General features: G+C 63.1%; 21 protein-coding genes. 10 read left to right on the top strand and 11 right to left on the bottom strand.

The window, feature by feature from the left end; translation table 11 throughout:
* Positions 1-268: 268 nt before the first annotated feature.
* The 6 genes from FJ979_RS22730 (at position 269) to FJ979_RS22710 (ending at position 2,689) form a co-directional block, all read left to right on the top strand.
* Positions 269-478: a cold-shock protein gene (locus FJ979_RS22730; RefSeq protein ID WP_010915421.1), complete on the top strand. Its 210-nt coding sequence runs from the start codon at positions 269-271 to the stop codon at positions 476-478.
* A gap of 334 nt (positions 479-812) precedes the next feature.
* Complete coding sequence (locus FJ979_RS22725) at positions 813-1,040, top strand: hypothetical protein (protein WP_140515521.1); 228 nt, start codon at positions 813-815, stop codon at positions 1,038-1,040.
* Positions 1,040-1,444 (top strand): hypothetical protein, encoded by a 405-nt coding sequence (locus tag FJ979_RS22720; RefSeq protein WP_140494290.1) that lies wholly within the window; start codon positions 1,040-1,042, stop codon positions 1,442-1,444. The genes FJ979_RS22725 and FJ979_RS22720 overlap by 1 nt, the downstream gene beginning before the upstream one ends.
* 1 nt (position 1,445) lies before the next feature.
* The gene (locus FJ979_RS32670; protein WP_181165129.1) at positions 1,446-1,613 is read left to right on the top strand and encodes a hypothetical protein; all 168 of its coding nucleotides are present in this window, start codon (positions 1,446-1,448) and stop codon (positions 1,611-1,613) included.
* Between the two features lie 60 nt (positions 1,614-1,673).
* Entirely contained in the window at positions 1,674-2,000 is a 327-nt protein-coding gene (locus FJ979_RS22715) for a YkgJ family cysteine cluster protein (protein WP_140583833.1), read from the top strand.
* A 77-nt stretch (positions 2,001-2,077) separates the two neighbouring features.
* The gene (locus FJ979_RS22710) at positions 2,078-2,689 is read left to right on the top strand and encodes a LysE family translocator (protein WP_140494286.1); all 612 of its coding nucleotides are present in this window, start codon (positions 2,078-2,080) and stop codon (positions 2,687-2,689) included.
* A 100-nt stretch (positions 2,690-2,789) separates the two neighbouring features.
* Here FJ979_RS22710 and FJ979_RS22705 read toward each other — a convergent pair whose 3' ends face one another.
* The 4 genes from FJ979_RS22705 to FJ979_RS22690 form a co-directional block, all read right to left on the bottom strand.
* A complete protein-coding gene (locus tag FJ979_RS22705) occupies positions 2,790-3,068 on the bottom strand; it encodes a hypothetical protein (protein ID WP_140494284.1) in 279 nt (92 codons plus the stop codon).
* Between the two features lie 106 nt (positions 3,069-3,174).
* A complete protein-coding gene (locus FJ979_RS22700) occupies positions 3,175-3,549 on the bottom strand; it encodes a nuclear transport factor 2 family protein (protein ID WP_140583819.1) in 375 nt (124 codons plus the stop codon).
* Between the two features lie 17 nt (positions 3,550-3,566).
* On the bottom strand, positions 3,567-4,013 hold the full coding sequence (locus FJ979_RS22695; protein WP_140583818.1) for an OsmC family protein: 447 nt from the start codon (positions 4,011-4,013) through the stop codon (positions 3,567-3,569).
* Entirely contained in the window at positions 4,010-4,846 is an 837-nt protein-coding gene (locus FJ979_RS22690; protein ID WP_246678982.1) for an NAD(P)-dependent alcohol dehydrogenase, read from the bottom strand. The genes FJ979_RS22695 and FJ979_RS22690 overlap by 4 nt, the downstream gene beginning before the upstream one ends.
* 100 nt (positions 4,847-4,946) lie before the next feature.
* Here FJ979_RS22690 and FJ979_RS22685 point away from each other — a divergent pair, with 100 nt between their 5' ends.
* Positions 4,947-5,558, top strand: a complete 612-nt coding sequence (locus tag FJ979_RS22685) for a TetR/AcrR family transcriptional regulator (RefSeq protein WP_140494276.1) — start codon at positions 4,947-4,949, stop codon at positions 5,556-5,558.
* Positions 5,559-5,658: 100 nt separating this feature from the next.
* On the opposite strand, the gene groL is transcribed toward FJ979_RS22685, so the two are convergent.
* The 3 genes from groL to FJ979_RS22670 all read right to left on the bottom strand — a co-directional run bounded on the left by groL (position 5,659) and on the right by FJ979_RS22670 (position 8,700).
* Positions 5,659-7,314 carry a chaperonin GroEL gene (gene groL / locus FJ979_RS22680; RefSeq protein WP_140494274.1) on the bottom strand — a complete coding sequence of 552 codons (1,656 nt, stop codon included), beginning with the start codon at positions 7,312-7,314 and terminating at the stop codon, positions 5,659-5,661.
* Positions 7,315-7,383: 69 nt separating this feature from the next.
* Positions 7,384-7,680 carry a co-chaperone GroES gene (gene groES, locus FJ979_RS22675; protein WP_006203049.1) on the bottom strand — a complete coding sequence of 99 codons (297 nt, stop codon included), beginning with the start codon at positions 7,678-7,680 and terminating at the stop codon, positions 7,384-7,386.
* 393 nt (positions 7,681-8,073) lie between these two features.
* Positions 8,074-8,700: a TetR/AcrR family transcriptional regulator gene (locus FJ979_RS22670; RefSeq protein WP_181165128.1), complete on the bottom strand. Its 627-nt coding sequence runs from the start codon at positions 8,698-8,700 to the stop codon at positions 8,074-8,076.
* Between the two features lie 126 nt (positions 8,701-8,826).
* Between FJ979_RS22670 and FJ979_RS22665 the strand changes: the two genes are divergently transcribed.
* Genes FJ979_RS22665 through FJ979_RS22655 form a run of 3 tightly spaced genes read left to right on the top strand, consistent with a single transcriptional unit; the run spans position 8,827 to position 12,449 of the window.
* A complete protein-coding gene (locus FJ979_RS22665) occupies positions 8,827-10,008 on the top strand; it encodes an MFS transporter (protein WP_140583816.1) in 1,182 nt (393 codons plus the stop codon).
* A 12-nt stretch (positions 10,009-10,020) separates the two neighbouring features.
* Positions 10,021-11,313 carry a D-arabinono-1,4-lactone oxidase gene (locus FJ979_RS22660; protein ID WP_140583815.1) on the top strand — a complete coding sequence of 431 codons (1,293 nt, stop codon included), beginning with the start codon at positions 10,021-10,023 and terminating at the stop codon, positions 11,311-11,313.
* Positions 11,310-12,449 carry a DSD1 family PLP-dependent enzyme gene (locus tag FJ979_RS22655; protein WP_140583813.1) on the top strand — a complete coding sequence of 380 codons (1,140 nt, stop codon included), beginning with the start codon at positions 11,310-11,312 and terminating at the stop codon, positions 12,447-12,449. Before FJ979_RS22660 ends, FJ979_RS22655 begins: the two co-directional genes overlap by 4 nt.
* Before the next feature lie 139 nt (positions 12,450-12,588).
* Here FJ979_RS22655 and FJ979_RS22650 read toward each other — a convergent pair whose 3' ends face one another.
* The 4 genes from FJ979_RS22650 to FJ979_RS22630 form a co-directional block, all read right to left on the bottom strand.
* Positions 12,589-13,044, bottom strand: a complete 456-nt coding sequence (locus FJ979_RS22650) for a DUF2442 domain-containing protein (RefSeq protein WP_181165127.1) — start codon at positions 13,042-13,044, stop codon at positions 12,589-12,591.
* Between the two features lie 395 nt (positions 13,045-13,439).
* Positions 13,440-14,483 (bottom strand): ABC transporter permease, encoded by a 1,044-nt coding sequence (locus tag FJ979_RS22640; RefSeq protein ID WP_140583809.1) that lies wholly within the window; start codon positions 14,481-14,483, stop codon positions 13,440-13,442.
* On the bottom strand, positions 14,480-15,277 hold the full coding sequence (locus FJ979_RS22635; protein WP_140560600.1) for an ATP-binding cassette domain-containing protein: 798 nt from the start codon (positions 15,275-15,277) through the stop codon (positions 14,480-14,482). The genes FJ979_RS22640 and FJ979_RS22635 overlap by 4 nt, the downstream gene beginning before the upstream one ends.
* Positions 15,278-15,362: 85 nt before the next feature.
* On the bottom strand, positions 15,363-16,370 hold the full coding sequence (locus FJ979_RS22630; RefSeq protein WP_140565111.1) for a substrate-binding domain-containing protein: 1,008 nt from the start codon (positions 16,368-16,370) through the stop codon (positions 15,363-15,365).
* Between the last annotated feature and the right edge of the window lie 65 nt (positions 16,371-16,435).

Below are 16,435 nucleotides of genomic sequence, written 5' to 3'. Positions count from 1 at the left end.
CCCAGCCTCCATCCGCTGGCGATAAAACCGGACAACTCACGTGCTACCTAATCCGGACAACTCATGTGCTTACGACAGGCGGGTGAGCCAAGAATTGACATGGCCGTTTAAATAGCTTACAAGACCTTTGTCGATATTTGTTGACTGACTTTTGTTATCCGCGCTTTGCAGCGCGCCTTTGACGAACTTCCCACATCAAAAATCGAGACAAACGACGTTGTGCATCCGCATGACGGCGAACGAGTATTTGCCATGGAAAGGGTTCGTCATGAGCACCGGCACAGTTAAATGGTTCAACGCCACCAAAGGTTTTGGTTTTATTCAGCCTGACGACGGCTCTGCCGACGTTTTCGTCCACATCTCGGCCGTAGAGCGCGCCGGCATGCGTGACATCGTCGAGGGCCAGAAGCTCGGCTACGAGATGGTCCGCGACAACAAGTCCGGCAAGATGTCGGCCGACCAGTTGAAGGCGGCCTGAAAAAGGATTCAGCCTTCCCGGTGACCACGGATGTACTGGCACTGGTGAATGGCGAATTCGGGCGCATGGCGGCGGAAACCTGAGTTTTCGCACGCTGCGTGCCGGAGCGTCCTGTGCATCCACTGGATGCGCGACGCTCTCATGGAAGGTCAGGCGGTGCCTGGCCTTTTTCACTTTGTGGGTCTCGCCGCCGAAAATGCGCTGCGCGTCGGCCTGAACGTGCTAAGGGACGCTCCAGCAAGTTGAATCCGCCGCCCCAATGCTTTTGTGCGTGGGTCCTGACTGAAGACCGGTCTTGCCCTATCGGCACGAGACTCCTGACAGGAGAAAGATTTTGACCGCCAATTCGAAAACAGCTGCTGATCAGGCAGTGCCCTTGTTCAGCAAGACGCAAACCCAGTCGATGTCGCTCAACCGCATCATTTCCGAACGCGATGCCCTCACCCAGGCGCGTGAAGCCAAGACCGCGCGTTTGCGCGAACTGCGCCTGGAAAAAGAGGCAGATGAAATGGCTGCGGCGGCCGCACAGGCGGCGTTGCCGAAACGGGCCGGAAGACGCTGATGGCGACGAAGCGTGTGCCGGCGACACCAATCGCCGCTGATGCGACCATCGCCGATATGGTCGAAACATTGGACAAGCCAGTCGAATATGTCCGGCGTGTGCTGGAAAAACTCGAACGCTGCAAGCGCGTCCATGGCGATGCACAGGTGCGCGTCGGCGTGCGGGGCCGCGCCGAGTGCCCGAACTATTTGATCGAATATGTCCGCCAAGACGCCAAGACCCGCGAGCCGGTGACCCATCAGGACGCCGCCTACAGCGGCAGCACGCATCGCGAACTGGCGCCGCATCACATCGCGGAGGCGAGGAACTGGTCGCCTGAGGAAATGAACATAACGGCGGTTTCGGCCCTGATCGGCCGTTTGCGCAGTCCGCGCGCACCATCGCGCTTCGCCGACGAGGACTGAGATGGCTATAAAATTCTCCGCCAAGGATCACCCGCCGGCGCCCGCCGCCGCTGCAAAGCCGGTCAAGCCGGGTGCCGCGCCGAAGGCCGATGTAGCTGTCGAGGCCGCGACCGATCTATTCAAGTCGCCGACCGAGGCGCCGTCGCGCAAGGCAGGCAAGAAGAAATAGCGCCTTGCCGCAAGACGCCGACCGCAATCTGCTGTGCAGGGACCGTTCTCGTTGGTGACCGTGGCAAGCCTTTCATCGCCCCAACGAGGCACCGTCCCGGCATTTGATTGCCAGAGCTGCGGCGCCTGTTGCTCCTACTCGGCCGAGTGGCCGCGCTTTTCCACCGAGGACGACGCGCAGCTCGACCGTATCCCGGACAAGTATGTCGCGGCCGATCTATCGGGTATGCGTTGCGAGGGCCCGCGCTGTTCGGCTCTCTGTGGCGCAGTGGGCAAGGCAACCGCTTGCGGCATCTACGAGTTGCGCCCGGATGTCTGCCGCGCCTGCATGCCCGGCGACGAGGATTGCCTGATGGCGCGTCGGGCGCATGGGCTGCCTGTCCTCTGATCTGACGGCGCCGCGGCTTGTGCGCGGGGATTTCGCTGCTACGCTGCCCGCCGGGCAGCACAGCGGAGAACCAAATCGTGAGCATCGAATTCTTGTTGACGTCGCTGATCGTGGTGGCTTCGCCCGGCACCGGCGTCCTCTACACGCTGAGCGCCGGGCTTTCCCGCGGCGCCCGCGCCTCCATCGTCGCCGCTTTCGGCTGCACGCTCGGCATCATCCCGCATATGGCTGCCGCCATCACCGGCCTCGCCGCGCTCCTGCACACCAGCGCGGTCGCCTTCGAGACGCTGAAATATCTGGGCGTCGCCTACCTCCTTTACATGGCCTGGAACACGCTGAAGGAGAGGGGTGGTCTGAACGTCGAGGACAATGTCGCGCCGCGCTCCACCGGCAAGGTGATTGCGAGAGGCATCCTCGTCAATGTGCTCAACCCGAAGCTGTCGATCTTCTTCTTTGCCTTCCTGCCGCAGTTCGTCAGCACGACCGAGCCGCACGCGCTGTCGAAGATGCTGGAACTGAGCAGCGTCTTCATGCTTTTGACCTTCGTCATCTTCGTCGGCTATGGCATCTTCGCCGCCTCGATCCGCAGCCATGTCGCGTCGCGGCCGAGGGTGCTGACCTGGATGCGCCGCACGTTCGCCGGCGCTTTCGTCATGCTCGGCGCCAAGCTTGCGCTGGCGGACAGGTAGAATTCGTTCGCCTCGCCTTGGCACGAAATCGATGCCGAACAATGAGAAGGCGAGCCTTGGCCCGCCTTCTTTTGTTCTTCAACTCCGGACTAGCCGGCAATCATTTGTTCGCGCCGCCGAGCGCCTTCAATTTTTCGCAGAACGGGGCATACGGCTTGCTCATCGCCGCATCCTGACATTCCTTCATCATCATGGCTTGGTCGTCCTTGGACATTTTTGCCCAGGCGGCTTTCATCTCGGCGTCGGATTTCATCGTCTTCATGCTCGCATCGGTGAAGAACGGTTCCATCATCTTGGGCGAGTCGAGCGCTCCGGCAAGTGCCGTGCCGCTGAGAACGGTCAACGCGAGTGCTCCAAAGCAGGCGGTTCTGATGTTCATGACATTAGTCCTCCCTATGGTCTTTCTCGATCGTCGAATGGCGGTCGGACTCTATTCCTAGCACAAACCGATGTGTATTAGGAGTAACTCATATGGTGAAGCCGGCCTATCCCTTGACGTAGCCCATCGCCTCGACGATCCGCCCGCCCTCGACGCGCATCAGATTGACGCCGCGCAGCGAATTGCCGTCCGCCATCCAGTAGCGCCAGCGGATCGTCGCCCGCTCGCCGGCGACGAAGGTCTCCTCGATGTCGAAGCGCGTGCCGGGCTGGGTCGCGATCGCCGTCCATAGCCCGACGCAGGCCGCCTTGCCGGCATGGCGCGCACCGTCCGGTGCCGGCACGGTGTTTTCAATCACGCAGTCCTCGCCCACCAGCTCGGCGAGCGCCGACGGTTCGTGCAACTGGAACACATCGTTGAAGCGCCGCATGATCTCGGCTGTCCGCCGCGACTCTGGATGGCTGTCCATGATGCTGCTCATCTCGTGCTTCTCCTGATTCATTGTTGCGCGGCGGTACCCACGAGGGTCGCCTTGAGGTTGATCTGGGCCACGCCGGCCAGCGCGCGCGAAACGAGACAGCTCGCCTTGGCGGACTGGGCAAGGTGCTCGAACTGGTCTTCGGCGAGCCCCGCGACGTCCACCGCCGTTTCAAGGTCGATGCGGGTGATGGTCGGCCCGGCCTCCGTCGCTCCGAGGTGCACCCTGGCGATGGTGCGGATGTCCCGGGGAATATGACCTCCCTGGCCAAGGATGAAGGTCAGCGCCATCGAGAAGCAGCCGGCATGCGCGGCCGCAATCAGTTCTTCCGGGTTGGTGCCGGGGCCGTTCTCGAAACGCGACGGAAAGGAATAGGCGCCTTCGAACACACCACTGCCGAGCCACAGCCGGCCTGAACCTTCCCTCAGCGTGCCTTGCCACTCGGCCGAAGCTTCACGAATTGTCATTGCTGTTCTCCCTTCTGGTTCGATCGATATGAAAGATCAGGCTCCGTCGATGACGACCTTCCCGAACACGTCGCATTGCTGGAAATAGCGGTAGGCGTCGCGGGCTGCGACTGCGCGAAGGTCGGCGGGCCGCCGGTTTCGACGGTAAGGTCGATACCGCCGGTTTCGCCACGCACCATCGCCCCCCATTCCGGCATGTCGGTCGAGGACACGACGAGGTCGGCCCCCATCGCCCGCAGCTTGCCGACCTTCTCGGCGCGAGAGGTGACGGCGACGACGCGGCAGCCGAGCAGCTTGGCGAACTGCAACGCGAACAGCGAGACGCCGCCCGAGCCTATGACCAGAACCCATTGGCCAGGCTTGGGAATCTCCGCCCCGGTCAGTGCGTTCCAGGCTGTCAGGCCGGCGCAGCTCAGCGTTGCCGCCTCGCGCCAGTCGAGATGCTCGGGAAGTCGCACCGCCCATTGCTCGTCAAGCACGGCGTACTCGCCGAGCATGCCATCCAGCGTGCAGCCGAGCTGGTCGATCAGTCCGGCATTGATGCGGCCATCGATCCAGCGGGCGAAATAGCTGCCGGTGACACGGTCGCCGACGGCAAAGCGTGTGACATCATCGCCGATGGCGACGACCTCGCCGGCGCCGTCGCTGAGCGGAACGATCCCGCGGCGCGGTGTCAAGGGGTAGGTGCCATTGAGGATCATCGTATCGCGTCGGTTGAACGAGGTGGCGCGCACCCGCACCACGATCTCCTGGGGCCTTGGCTCCGGCCGCACCTCTTCCCGCATCACCAGACATTCGGTTCCGCCCAAACCTTCAAGACGATAGCTGCGCATTTCGGCTTCCTTTAATATATAGACTGATCTACATATTATATAGACCGGTTGTCATATTCATGGCAAGGCTTATAGTGACCCTCTCCTGACAGAGGTTGACATGGCCAACGATACGAGAGCCCGCATACTCGAAACGACCGGATTGCTGCTCAGGCGGCGCGGCTATCACGGCACTTCGCTCAATGACATACTGAGCGCCAGCGGCGCCCCGCGCGGCTCGCTCTATTTCCACTTTCCCGGTGGCAAGGATCAGCTGGTCGTCGAAGTGACGCGCGCCAGCGTGGCCGAGGTGACTGAGAGGCTTGGCGCCGAGCTGGCGGCGGAAAGCGATCCGGCGGTTGCCGTTCACCACATTTACCAGTCGGTCGCTCGCATGCTGGAGGACAACGAATTCTCGCTCGGCTGCCCGATCGCGCCGGTCGTGCTCGATGCGCCGAACGACGTGCCGGACTTGGAGGAAATCTGCCGCTCCGCTTTCGAGCAGTGGATCGGCCTGCTGCGCCAGGCGTTTGTCAGGGCAGGGGTGGTCGAGCGCCGCGCACGGGCGCTGGCGCTGTTGGTCGAGTCCTCGCTGGAAGGCCTGATGGTGATTGCCCGCGCCACCCGCGATCGCTCATCGATCAACGTCGTGGCCGATGAGGTGGCTACCCTGATCGAGCAGGCAGTCCTCGCCGGCAAGGCGACGCGGCAAGCGGAGAGCACTGCTGTCTGACGCTGGTTCCAACCGACTACGCTGAAGCAAAGCCTGAATGTGCAAAGAAAAGGGCGGCATCGCTGCCGCCCTTTCCGCATGCATAAAGCAGATGGCTGGATTAGAAGTCCATGCCGCCCATACCGCCCATGCCGCCGCCGCCCATGCCGCCAGGCATGCCGCCGCCAGCCGACTCCTTCTTCGGAGCCTCCGCGATCATGGCTTCGGTGGTGACCAGCAGGCCGGCGACCGAGGCCGCGTCCTGGAGAGCCGTACGCACGACCTTGACCGGATCGACGATACCCATGGCGATCATGTCGCCATATTCGCCGGTCTGGGCGTTGTAGCCGAAGGTCGCGCCCTTGTTCTCGAGGATCTTGCCAGCAACGATCGATGCTTCCGCACCGGCGTTGGCAGCGATCTGACGGGCCGGGGCCTGCAGTGCGCGGCGAACGATGTTGATGCCGGCGGCCTGGTCGGAGTTGACGCCGGTGGCCTTGAGGTTGCCCGAAGCGCGCAGCAGGGCCACGCCACCGCCGGCAACGATGCCTTCTTCTACGGCCGCGCGGGTCGCGTTGAGGGCGTCATCGACGCGGTCCTTCTTTTCCTTCACCTCCACTTCGGTCGCACCGCCGACGCGGATAACGGCAACACCGCCGGCGAGCTTGGCCAGACGCTCCTGCAGCTTCTCCTTGTCGTAGTCCGAGGTGGTCTCCTCGATCTGCTGCTTGATCTGGGCAACGCGGCCCTGGATCTCGGCCTTCTTGCCGGCGCCGTCGACGATGGTGGTGTTCTCCTTCGAGATCGACACCTTCTTGGCGCGGCCGAGCATGTTGAGGCCGACATTCTCGAGCTTGATGCCGAGGTCTTCGGAGATGACCTGGCCACCGGTGAGGATGGCGATGTCTTCCAGCATGGCCTTGCGGCGATCACCGAAGCCCGGAGCCTTGACGGCAGCGATCTTCAGGCCACCGCGCAGCTTGTTGACGACCAGCGTGGCCAAGGCCTCGCCTTCGACGTCTTCCGAGATGATGAGCAGCGGCTTGGAGGTCTGCACGACCGCTTCCAGGACCGGCAGCATGGCCTGCAGATTGGAGAGCTTCTTCTCGTGGAGCAGGATGTAGGCGTCCTCGAGATCGGCAACCATCTTATCGGGGTTGGTGACGAAGTAGGGCGAGAGATAGCCGCGGTCGAACTGCATGCCTTCGACGACTTCCAGCTCGGTCTCGGCGGTCTTGGCTTCCTCGACGGTGATGACGCCTTCGTTGCCGACCTTCTGCATCGCTTCCGCGATCATCTTGCCGACCGACTCGTCGCCATTGGCCGAGATGGTGCCGACCTGGGCGACTTCCTCGGAGGTCTTGATCTTCTTGGCGGCCTTGCCGAGAGCTGCGACCACTTCGGTCACGGCCAGGTCGATGCCGCGCTTCAGGTCCATCGGGTTCATGCCGGCGGCAACCGCCTTGTGGCCTTCCTGGACGATCGACTGCGCCAGAACGGTCGCGGTCGTGGTGCCGTCGCCGGCGATGTCGTTGGTCTTCGAAGCCACTTCGCGCACCATCTGCGCGCCCATGTTCTCGAACTTGTCCTCAAGTTCGATTTCCTTGGCGACGGTGACGCCGTCCTTGGTGATGCGCGGTGCGCCGAACGACTTGTCGATGACGACGTTGCGGCCCTTGGGGCCGAGCGTGACCTTCACCGCGTCGGCGAGGATGTTGACGCCGCGCAGCATGCGCTCACGGGCGTCGCGGGAGAATTTTACGTCTTTGGCAGCCATGTTCAACTCCTGGCAGGGGCTCGGATCGAGCCCGAAGATTCAAGATTCAGTTGATGGAAAGGCCGATATTCAGCCGATGATGCCCATAATGTCGGATTCCTTCATGATCAGAAGGTCTTCGCCATTGAGCTTGACTTCGGTGCCCGACCACTTGCCGAACAGGATGCGGTCGCCAGCCTTGACGTCCAGGGGCACGAGCTTGCCAGCTTCGTCGCGGGCGCCGGAGCCGACGGCGATGATCTCGCCTTCCTGCGGCTTTTCCTTCGCCGTGTCGGGGATGATGATCCCGCCGGCGGTCTTGGATTCGGATTCGACCCGGCGTACGACCACGCGGTCATGAAGCGGGCGGAACTTCGACTTTGCCATGTTTTCTTCCTCGATGAGAACGGTGAGAAACAGTTCCTCCGTCCGGCGAAGCCGGACAATCTACAAAGCCCGGCGGTACCGGACCTGTGGTTAGCACTCACCCAGGGCGAGTGCTAACGTGGCGGTGAAATAGGCTGCTGGCTGGCGAGAGTCAAGGCGCGCGCGAGCGGGCAGCGGCGCGAAATTTTGTTTTCCGCGAAAGCCCGCTCGCAGAACGTGCCAGTTGCCGCTGGCCTTTCATGCGAAATGCGCCGGTTCCTCCCGCAATCGACGGCAAAACAAGGCGCGGAGGGGTGCTCTGCCGCTATCGGTCAGAGATCCTGCCGCCCGATACTTCGATACGCAAGACGTGTCGATGTCACGGGAGAGGGGCGCGAAAGCCGCCGCCGAAAACTACAGAAACAATCTCAGCTGCGTATGGATGATGGACCTGTAGTCGTCGATCGTGCGGCGGCCTTCCTTCTCGTCCTGCGTCAGCGCTAGCCGCACGACGCCGCCGGCAAGCTGGAAGATCAGGAACACCACGCGCGCGAAGTCTTCGCGCCGGTCGGGCCGCAGCATCGGAGCGACGTGGTCGCAGAACATCTTGGCCTGGTGCCTTGTCTCAGCAATGTCGAGGTTCTGCAGCGCCTTGTCAGCCTGTATCGCGTTCTGCAGATCCTGGATGGCCGGGTCGTCGGCCACGCGCCGGTAATAGTCCTCGATCATGCGGTCCGCGGCAGCCGTCACGTCCTCAAGCCCACTTATTTCGGCGATGATCTCGCCGAAGCGTGCGCGGCTTTCCTCCGAGAAGCGCTCATAGAGCATCGCCAGGATCGCCGATTTGTTGGGGAAATAATGGTAGACGGTGGCGATCGGTCCGCCCGCCAGTGCGCCCACTTCCTTCATCGTCACCGCGTCGATGCCTTTTTCGCCGATCAGCCGCATGGTCGTCGAAAGGATCGCGTCGATGCGTTCGCGGCTCCGCTCCTGCTTGGGCCTGCGCCTCGGCGCCGTCGCCATCCGCCTTGCTTCCGCCATGCGCCCAATCTCTCGCGAGAGCTTCAAAATTCCCGGTTGACAAGAAACATGATCAAGTATCAGTTTCGTAATGCTGACAAGTTGTCAGCTTTTTTATCGCACTGCAAGGACGTTGGGAGGCGCCTCGTGACTGCGACGCAAGCCGTACAAGCGGAAAATGGCGATTGGCTGGTCGGCAACCCGACCGGCGTCGAGCTCGGCTCCGCATTATGGATCGGCTCGGTCGGGCTGCTGATCCTCGGGCTTCAGCCCGTGCTGCTTGGCGCGCTCTACACCGAGGGCCATGTCAGCGGCGATGAACTGGCGCTGGTCGCCACGGCGGAGATGATCGCGATCGCCATCGGTTCAGCCGTGGTGGCGATGCTGCTTTCCGCGCGCAACATGCGCTGGAAAAGCGCCGTCCTTTTGATCCTGCTGGCCCTGGCGAATGTATGGACCGCCCATGCCGCAAGCGCCAATGCGTTGATCGCCGCCCGCGCCATCGCCGGGCTGGCTGAAGGTGGTCTGGTCGCGATCACCACCGAACTGATCGCCCGTTCGCGACGGGCGGAGCGCATCGGCGGCTATTTCGTGACGCTGCAGACCCTGGCGCAATGTGCGCTCGCTCTGCTTTTGGCACTCTATGTCATTCCCGAGGCGGGGTCGTCCGGCGGCTTCATCGTGCTTGCCGTCGTCTGCGTCGTTTCGCTGGCGGCCGCTTTCACCGTACCCGGTGACTACGCCGACCTGCCGAAAGAGGAGAACCTGGCCAATGTGCTGACGGTTCCGTCGATCACCGCGCTATTGTCGGTCTTCTGCTACTTCATGTTCTTCGGCGCGATCTGGGCCTTCCTGGAACCGCTCGGTGCGCAGTATGGGATTGATAGCTGGACCGTCGGTCTGATCGTCTCGGCCAGCCTGGCGACGCAGGTCCTGGGCGCGATGACGGCGACCGTGTTCGAGGCGCGCATCGATTACCGCATTGCCATTACGGCCATCGGTGCCGTCGCGCTGGTCTCCTCCCTTGTTCTTGCCAGCGCACCTGGCCTGACGACATTCTGGATCGCCGCCTTGGTCATGGGCTTCATCCTGTTGTTCATCGTACCCTATCAGATCCGGCTGGCGATCACGGCCGACGAGACGCGTACCGCCGTGCTGCTGGTGCCGGCTGCACAGCTCTTCGGCCTGGCGATCGGGCCGGTCGCGGCGTCGCTGCTCATCGACGGCAAGGATTTCCGGCCCGTGCCGGAATTCGCCGCGGCAAGCGCGTTTGCCAGCGTGGCCCTGCTTGGCCTGTTCGTGGCCACTATGCGCCGTCGGCGCGTCTGACGGGACGGCTAGATGTCGACGATCACCGCGCGGAACTGGAGCAACTGGTCGGGCTTCGTGCGCGCCGAGCCGAAGCTGGTCGCCACTCCAACCGACGCCGGCGAGCTTGCCGATCTGGTGCGCACGGCACCTGGGCCGCTGCGCGTGGCGGGTGCTGGCCACTCCTTCACGCCGCTGGTGGCATCGCAAGGCTCGATCGTTTCCCTGGAGAAGATCGAGGGGCTGGTCTCGCACGATGTACAAAGCCATCGCGCGCGGGTGCGGGCAGGGACGCGGCTCGGCCCGCTGATGCACATACTGCAAGGCCTGGGCCAGGGCCTGCCCAATATGGGCGACATCGACCGTCAGGCGATCGGCGGCGCGCTGGGCACCGCCACCCATGGTTCCGGGCTGACGCTGGGCGCTTACCACACCCGGTTGGAGACGGTGCAGATCGTGGACGGGCGGGGCGAGTTGCGCGAATTCGATCGGACCCGCGACCAGGACATGATCCATGCGATGGGCGTTGCGCTCGGCGCCTTCGGCATCTTGACCGAAGTCACGCTGAACAACATCGCGACCTACCGGCTGCGCCGCCGCAAATGGGTGCTGCCGATCGCCGACATGCTGCGCGATTTCGAGATGATGATGGCCGCGCACCGGTCGGCCGAATTCTACTACATTCCGTTTTCCGGCTACGCGCAGTTCATCGCCAGCGACCTCAGCGACGCGAACCCGACCACCAGGCCGACCGACGACGACGAGGCCGGCCTGGCGACACTACGCAAGCTGAGCCGGGGGCTGCGCCGGCTGCCGTGGCTGCGCCGCTCTTTGATCCGCGGCGCCGTGAAGAAGGTGCCGGCCGAGGATTATGTGCAGGACTGGCTCAACGTCTATGCCAGCGACCGCCAGACCAAGTTCAACGAGATGGAGTATCATCTGCCTTTCGAGGACGGGCCGAAGGTGATCACGCAGATCATCGAGCTGACCGAGAAGCACTTTCCGGAAGTCTATTTTCCGATGGAGGTGCGCTCGGTGGCACCCGACATGTTCTGGCTTTCGCCCTTCTACAAGCGTCTGACCTGCTCGATCGCCATTCACCACGATGCCGCCAACGACCCTGAGCCCTTCATGCGGGCGGCCGAGCCGATCTTTCGCAGGCATGGCGGCCGGCCGCATTGGGGCAAGATGCACAGCCTGAAGGCGGCGGATTTCAAAAAGCTCTATCCGCGCTGGGATGATGCGATGGCTGTTCGGCGAGACATCGATCCCGAGAACCGTTTCGTCTCGCCCTACATGGCCGGCCTGTTCGGCATCGGCCAATGAGCGGCTATTTCACCACGCTGTCGGATGCGTTGAGGGCGGCCGGCGTCTTTCAGCCTTGTCTCGTGCTCGACCGCGACCGGCTGGACCGCAACATCGACCTGGTGAAGCAGAGACTGGCGCCCGGCCTTGCCGTGCGGCTGGTCGACAAGTCGCTTGCTTGCCTGCCGCTGCTTTCGCATATCGCCGAGGCGCTCGGCACCCATCGCTTCATGACGTTTCATCCGCCGATCACAAGGGCCGTGCTCGACGCTCTTCCCGATGCCGACATGCTTTACGGCAAGCCGATGCCGGTCGGCGCGGCAAGGCAAGCGATTTCAAGCGGTACCGCCGACTGGTCGCGCGTCTGCTGGCTGATCGACAGCGAGGAGAGACTGGCGGAATACGGCGCTCTGGCCGCCGAACTCGACGTCGGGTTGCGCATCGCTTTCGAGATCGATGTCGGGCTGCATCGGGGCGGGTTCGCGGAACCGCGCGCGCTGTCGAAGGCATTGAACGCGCTGCCCGCCCGGCTGCGCTGCGAAGGCGTCATGGCCTACGAGGCGCACGCGCCGCACATTCCCGGTCTGTTCGGCGGTCCCAAAAAGGCGCTGGCAGAGGCGTCGCAGCGGGCCGCGGCGTTCATCGCGGCTCTCGGCGAGGACCAGCGCCGAATACTGAACATCGGCGGCTCGAAGACGGCACTGCTTCACCATGGCGGCATGGCCAACGAAGTGTCGATCGGGTCGGCCTTCGTGCTGCCCGGGGATTTCGACACGCCCGGCCTCGACGGCTTCCAGTCCGCGGCCTTCATCGCCACGCCGATCCTCAAGGTGGTCGAGCCGATGCTGCCAGGCCCGCCGGCGGTCACCCGCCTGCTGCAGACGGTCGGCCGGTTTCCGCGCAAGGGTTGCTATCTCTATGGCGGCAAATGGATGGCCGAACCGGTGTTTCCCGAAGGCATGGAGACCAATGGCCTGCTTGGCCTTTCCTCGAACCAGCAATTCATGGGCCTGCCCGGCGATGCCACCACCAGGTCAGGCGACTACGCCTTCCTGCGTCCGACGCAAAGCGAGGCGGTGCTGCAGCAGTTCGGATCGATCGCGGTTTTTTCGGGCGACAGGCTCGTGGACCGCTGGCCCGCGCTGCCAATGGGGTAGGCATGGTGCCTCGTTACGATGAGGCCAAACCAGACGCTTCGATGTAACAGACCGACCGTCAACCCAAAGCCACGATGCGCCGGCGACCAGCAGCCGCATGCTTGGAACAGTCAGCGAGCCTATCCGCCTCCAGACGGGGTCATCGTTGACCGGCCTTCTCGGCGAGATATCGAGTAGCCAACGCGATTGAATTGGGGATAGGTGTCGATCCTCTATAGTTGGCAATTTGGCGCCTGGAGATTTCCAACTGGAGCGCCATCCCCTCAAGCGAGAATTTCAGCAGATCGTCCATGATATGGCGGAATTCCCGGTTCTCCATACCAATTGAGGGCAGGGTATCGATCCATTCGGCTGACAACTCGATTCCCCCGTCCCACTCGATTGCATTGCCGTCTTCGTTAACCCGCATGGTTCCAAACAGCTCGTCATCGTCGCGAAGCGGAATGAAGTGTCGATGGCTATTCAACACTGGATTCAGGTCAACCGTATTGGAGCGGCCGTCTCGCCAGGTGATGCGCACGCGGCGGCCATCAATCATGGTGACCGAGGCGATCCTGGGGAGCGGATTGCCGACTGTTACGATATCGTCAACCATTGAGGCGGGTCCATTCATTGCGCAACTCCTCTTCATGCGAGTTAGCCCAAGCGATTACGGCATCGAGGTCTTTGCGACGCATTTGGCCACGCAACACGTTCCATGAGCCAATCCTGATCAGGACTTCATACTCACCCTTCAACGCGTGATGCCGTCGAGAACCTTCAAAGTGGGCATGTGGCTGTTCCATCGTGCCAAATTTGACGCATAGGGTGCACTAAATCAAGCGAAAGTGCACTGGGTGCACCAAAGCGTCGCATTTCATCAGTTTGATCGATATTGCGCGTGACGTAAATCGACGACCCCGGCCCTGCGTTCTCGTCCGCGCGGCCGCCGTTGTCGCTACCGGATTGAGCTCGGACGGTCGCGCCGAACGGCCGGCCTTGGGTAGCGTTTCAGCGGTAGCGCGCCTGGTTCCAGCGGTGGCCAAGCAGCGACAGGATGATGATCAGCCCGTTGAAGAACTGCACATAGAAGCCGCTGAGGCCGGCAGCGACGACGCCGGTCTGGATGAACGCCACCGTCAGCGCGCCGATGGCGCCGCCAAACACGGTACCGATGCCGCCCCAGGTCGGCGTGCCGCCGACGAACACCGAAGCCAGCACCGGCAACAGATAGCCGTCGCCGGCGGTTGGCCACCAGGTGAAGTTGATCATCGTCGAGAAGGTGCCGCCGATCGCGGCCCCGATGCCGACGAAGACGAACACCTTGACCTTCACCCGCTTGACGTCGATGCCCATCTGCTGGGCGCTGTCGGGATTGTCGCCGACCACCTTCACCTGCGCGCCGAAGCGGTGGCGGTTGTAGAGCAGCGCGGCGAACACGACGAAGGCGAGCGCCCACAGGATCTGTACCGGAATCCCGTAAACTTGGCTGGAGAAGATCATATAGGTCCAGCTTTGCCCGAGCGTCGGCAGCGCGGTCGACTTGCCTTCGTTGATGATCTGGATCAGCCCGCGCAGCAGGAAGTTCATGCCGAGCGTGGCGATCAGCGACGACAGGCTGCCATAGACGACCAGCACGCCGACCAGGAAGCCGAGCAGCATGCCGGTGGCGAGTGCTGCGACGATGCCGAGGAAGGGATCGTAGCCGGCCTGAACGACCAGCGCGAAAACCCAGGAGGCAAAACCCATCGTCGCCGGAAACGACAGGTCGATTTCGCCGGCGGTAACGACAAAGACCAGCGGCACGACCACGAACAGCGCCACCGGCAGCGTGGTCAGCACCGAGCTGTAGAGGAACCAGGTGGTGAACACCGTCGGATTGGCGATGGTGAAGGCGACCATCATCACCACGAAAACGCCGAGCGTGCCCAGCGCCGCGCGATTGTCGAGAACGAAGCCGCGCAGCAAATGATCCGACGGGTGGTTCCACGCCGCTTCGCCCATTTCGGTATGGGGCGAGGGAGCCTGGCGATTGGGCTCGGCGATGTTGCTCATGGCCTTGTGTCCTCCGCGCGCTGGGCTTCGCCCAAGCCGGGCAGTCCGCCGGGATGCGCGAGGTCTTCCATGAAATTGACGAGCGTGTCGGCCGACTTGATGTCGCGCTTGTCGGCCTGCAGCGCCACAGTGCCACGATCGAGCACGACGAAACGGTCGGCGATGTCGAAGACATGGTGGATGTTGTGGCCGATGAACAGGATCGAGCGCCCGCTCGCCCGCACCTGGCGCACGAAGTGGAAGACCTTGGCGGTTTCGGTCAGCGACAGAGCCGTTGTCGGCTCGTCGAGGATGATCAGGTCGGCCTGCTTGTAGATGGCGCGCGCGATCGCCACGCCCTGGCGCTCGCCGCCGGAAAGCTGGCCGACGACGGACTGCGGCGTGAACACTTTCGAAGTGAAGCCGATCTCGCGCATAAGCCGGCTCGCCTCCCTGATTTCGGTGCCGACCTTCAGCCAGCCGAGGAAGCCGGTGAGTTCGCGTCCCATGAAGATATTGCGCACGATGGTCTGCTGCACGGCCAGCGCCCGGTCCTGGAACACGGTCTCGATGCCGGCGTCGCGCGAGCGCGCCGCGTTCCAGCCGGTGACCGGCTTGCCGCGAACGAGGATCTCGCCGTTGGTCGGCTTGACCGCGCCGGCGAGGATCTTGATCAGCGTCGACTTGCCGGCGCCATTGTCGCCGATCAGTCCGACCACCTCGCCGCGGTCGACGCTGAGATTGACCCCGCCAAGCGCGTAAACCTGGCCGTAGGATTTCGTGATGTCGCGCAGTTCGATGATGCGTTCGGCCATCGGGTCCTCGCTTGCTTGTCGCATGCCGGGCCTCGCCGGCGGTCCCGCCGGCCGGGCCTGAGCCCCCGGCCGGCGGCTTGGGAGGTCAGCGCAGTGCCTGCTTGGCCAGTTCGGCGACGATCTTGTAATTCTCAGGCGTGACGAAGCCGGCGCCGGTATCGACATTCATCGGTGCCAGCCCCAGCACCACTTGCTGGCAGAGGCTGAGGATCGGCAGATAGCCCTGCATGAACGGCTGCTGATCGGCGGTCAGCTGCACCCAGCCGCCCTTGAAGGCCTCGACGATCTGCGGGCTGGTGTCGAAGCCGAAATTGAAGATGTCGCCCGGCTTCCGGCCCGCCGCCGTCATATAGGTCTGGACGTTGCCGAGCATCTGTCCGCCGGGGTAGCCGACGGCCTTTACGCCGGGGTTGTTGAGCAAGGCGGCGGTGATCACCGGGATCGCCAGATTCGGATCGGCCGCCCATTCGGTTGCGGAATTGATTTGAACGACATCGATGCCGGCCTCTTTCAAGGCGGAGACGGTTCCTCGCTCGCGGGCGCCGCGGCTCTCATTCTCGAACGGGCCGATCATGATTGCCTTGTCACCGGCCTTGAGCTTGGCCAGCTTGAAGGCTTCCGCGCCGAGCGCGCGGCCCTGCTGTTCCTGCTGCGCGCCGACATAGCCGCCGCCGAAGGCCGTCACCACCGTCGGCACCGGCACGTTCTGGTACATCATCTTGATGCCGTCCTTATGCGCTTGTTCGGCCAGCGGCATGATGGCGGCGTCGCCGGGGTGGCCCATCATGGCAATACCGTTGGGCTTGACGGCGACCGCCTCGCGCAGCTGCTGGACCATTTTTTCGATGTCCCAGCCTGAGAAGATGTAATCCACTTTCGGTCCGAGATCGGCCGCAGCCTGCTTGGCGCCATTGTAGACAATGGTGCCGAAAGCGTCGCCCTCGGCGCCGCCGACGAAGAAACGGATGTGGACGTCCTTGCACCATTGCGCGTCGAGCGCCTGTGCCGGCAAGGTGGAGATGGCGGCGGCGAGCGCCGTGGCGGTCGCCACCACGGTCGTGCGCAGAAGTGTCGTTCTCTTGGCGATGCTCATGCACGTTCCTCCCTTTTGTCCTCGCGAGCGAGGGTTTCGACATCTGCTTCGGCAATCCCGTCCGG

The sequence above is a fragment of the Mesorhizobium sp. B1-1-6 genome (assembly GCF_006443035.1).
In the GTDB taxonomy this organism is placed as follows: domain Bacteria; phylum Pseudomonadota; class Alphaproteobacteria; order Rhizobiales; family Rhizobiaceae; genus Mesorhizobium.
The sequence above is the reverse complement of the archived record's forward strand: the minus strand, read 5'-3'. Positions and strand labels throughout refer to the sequence as shown.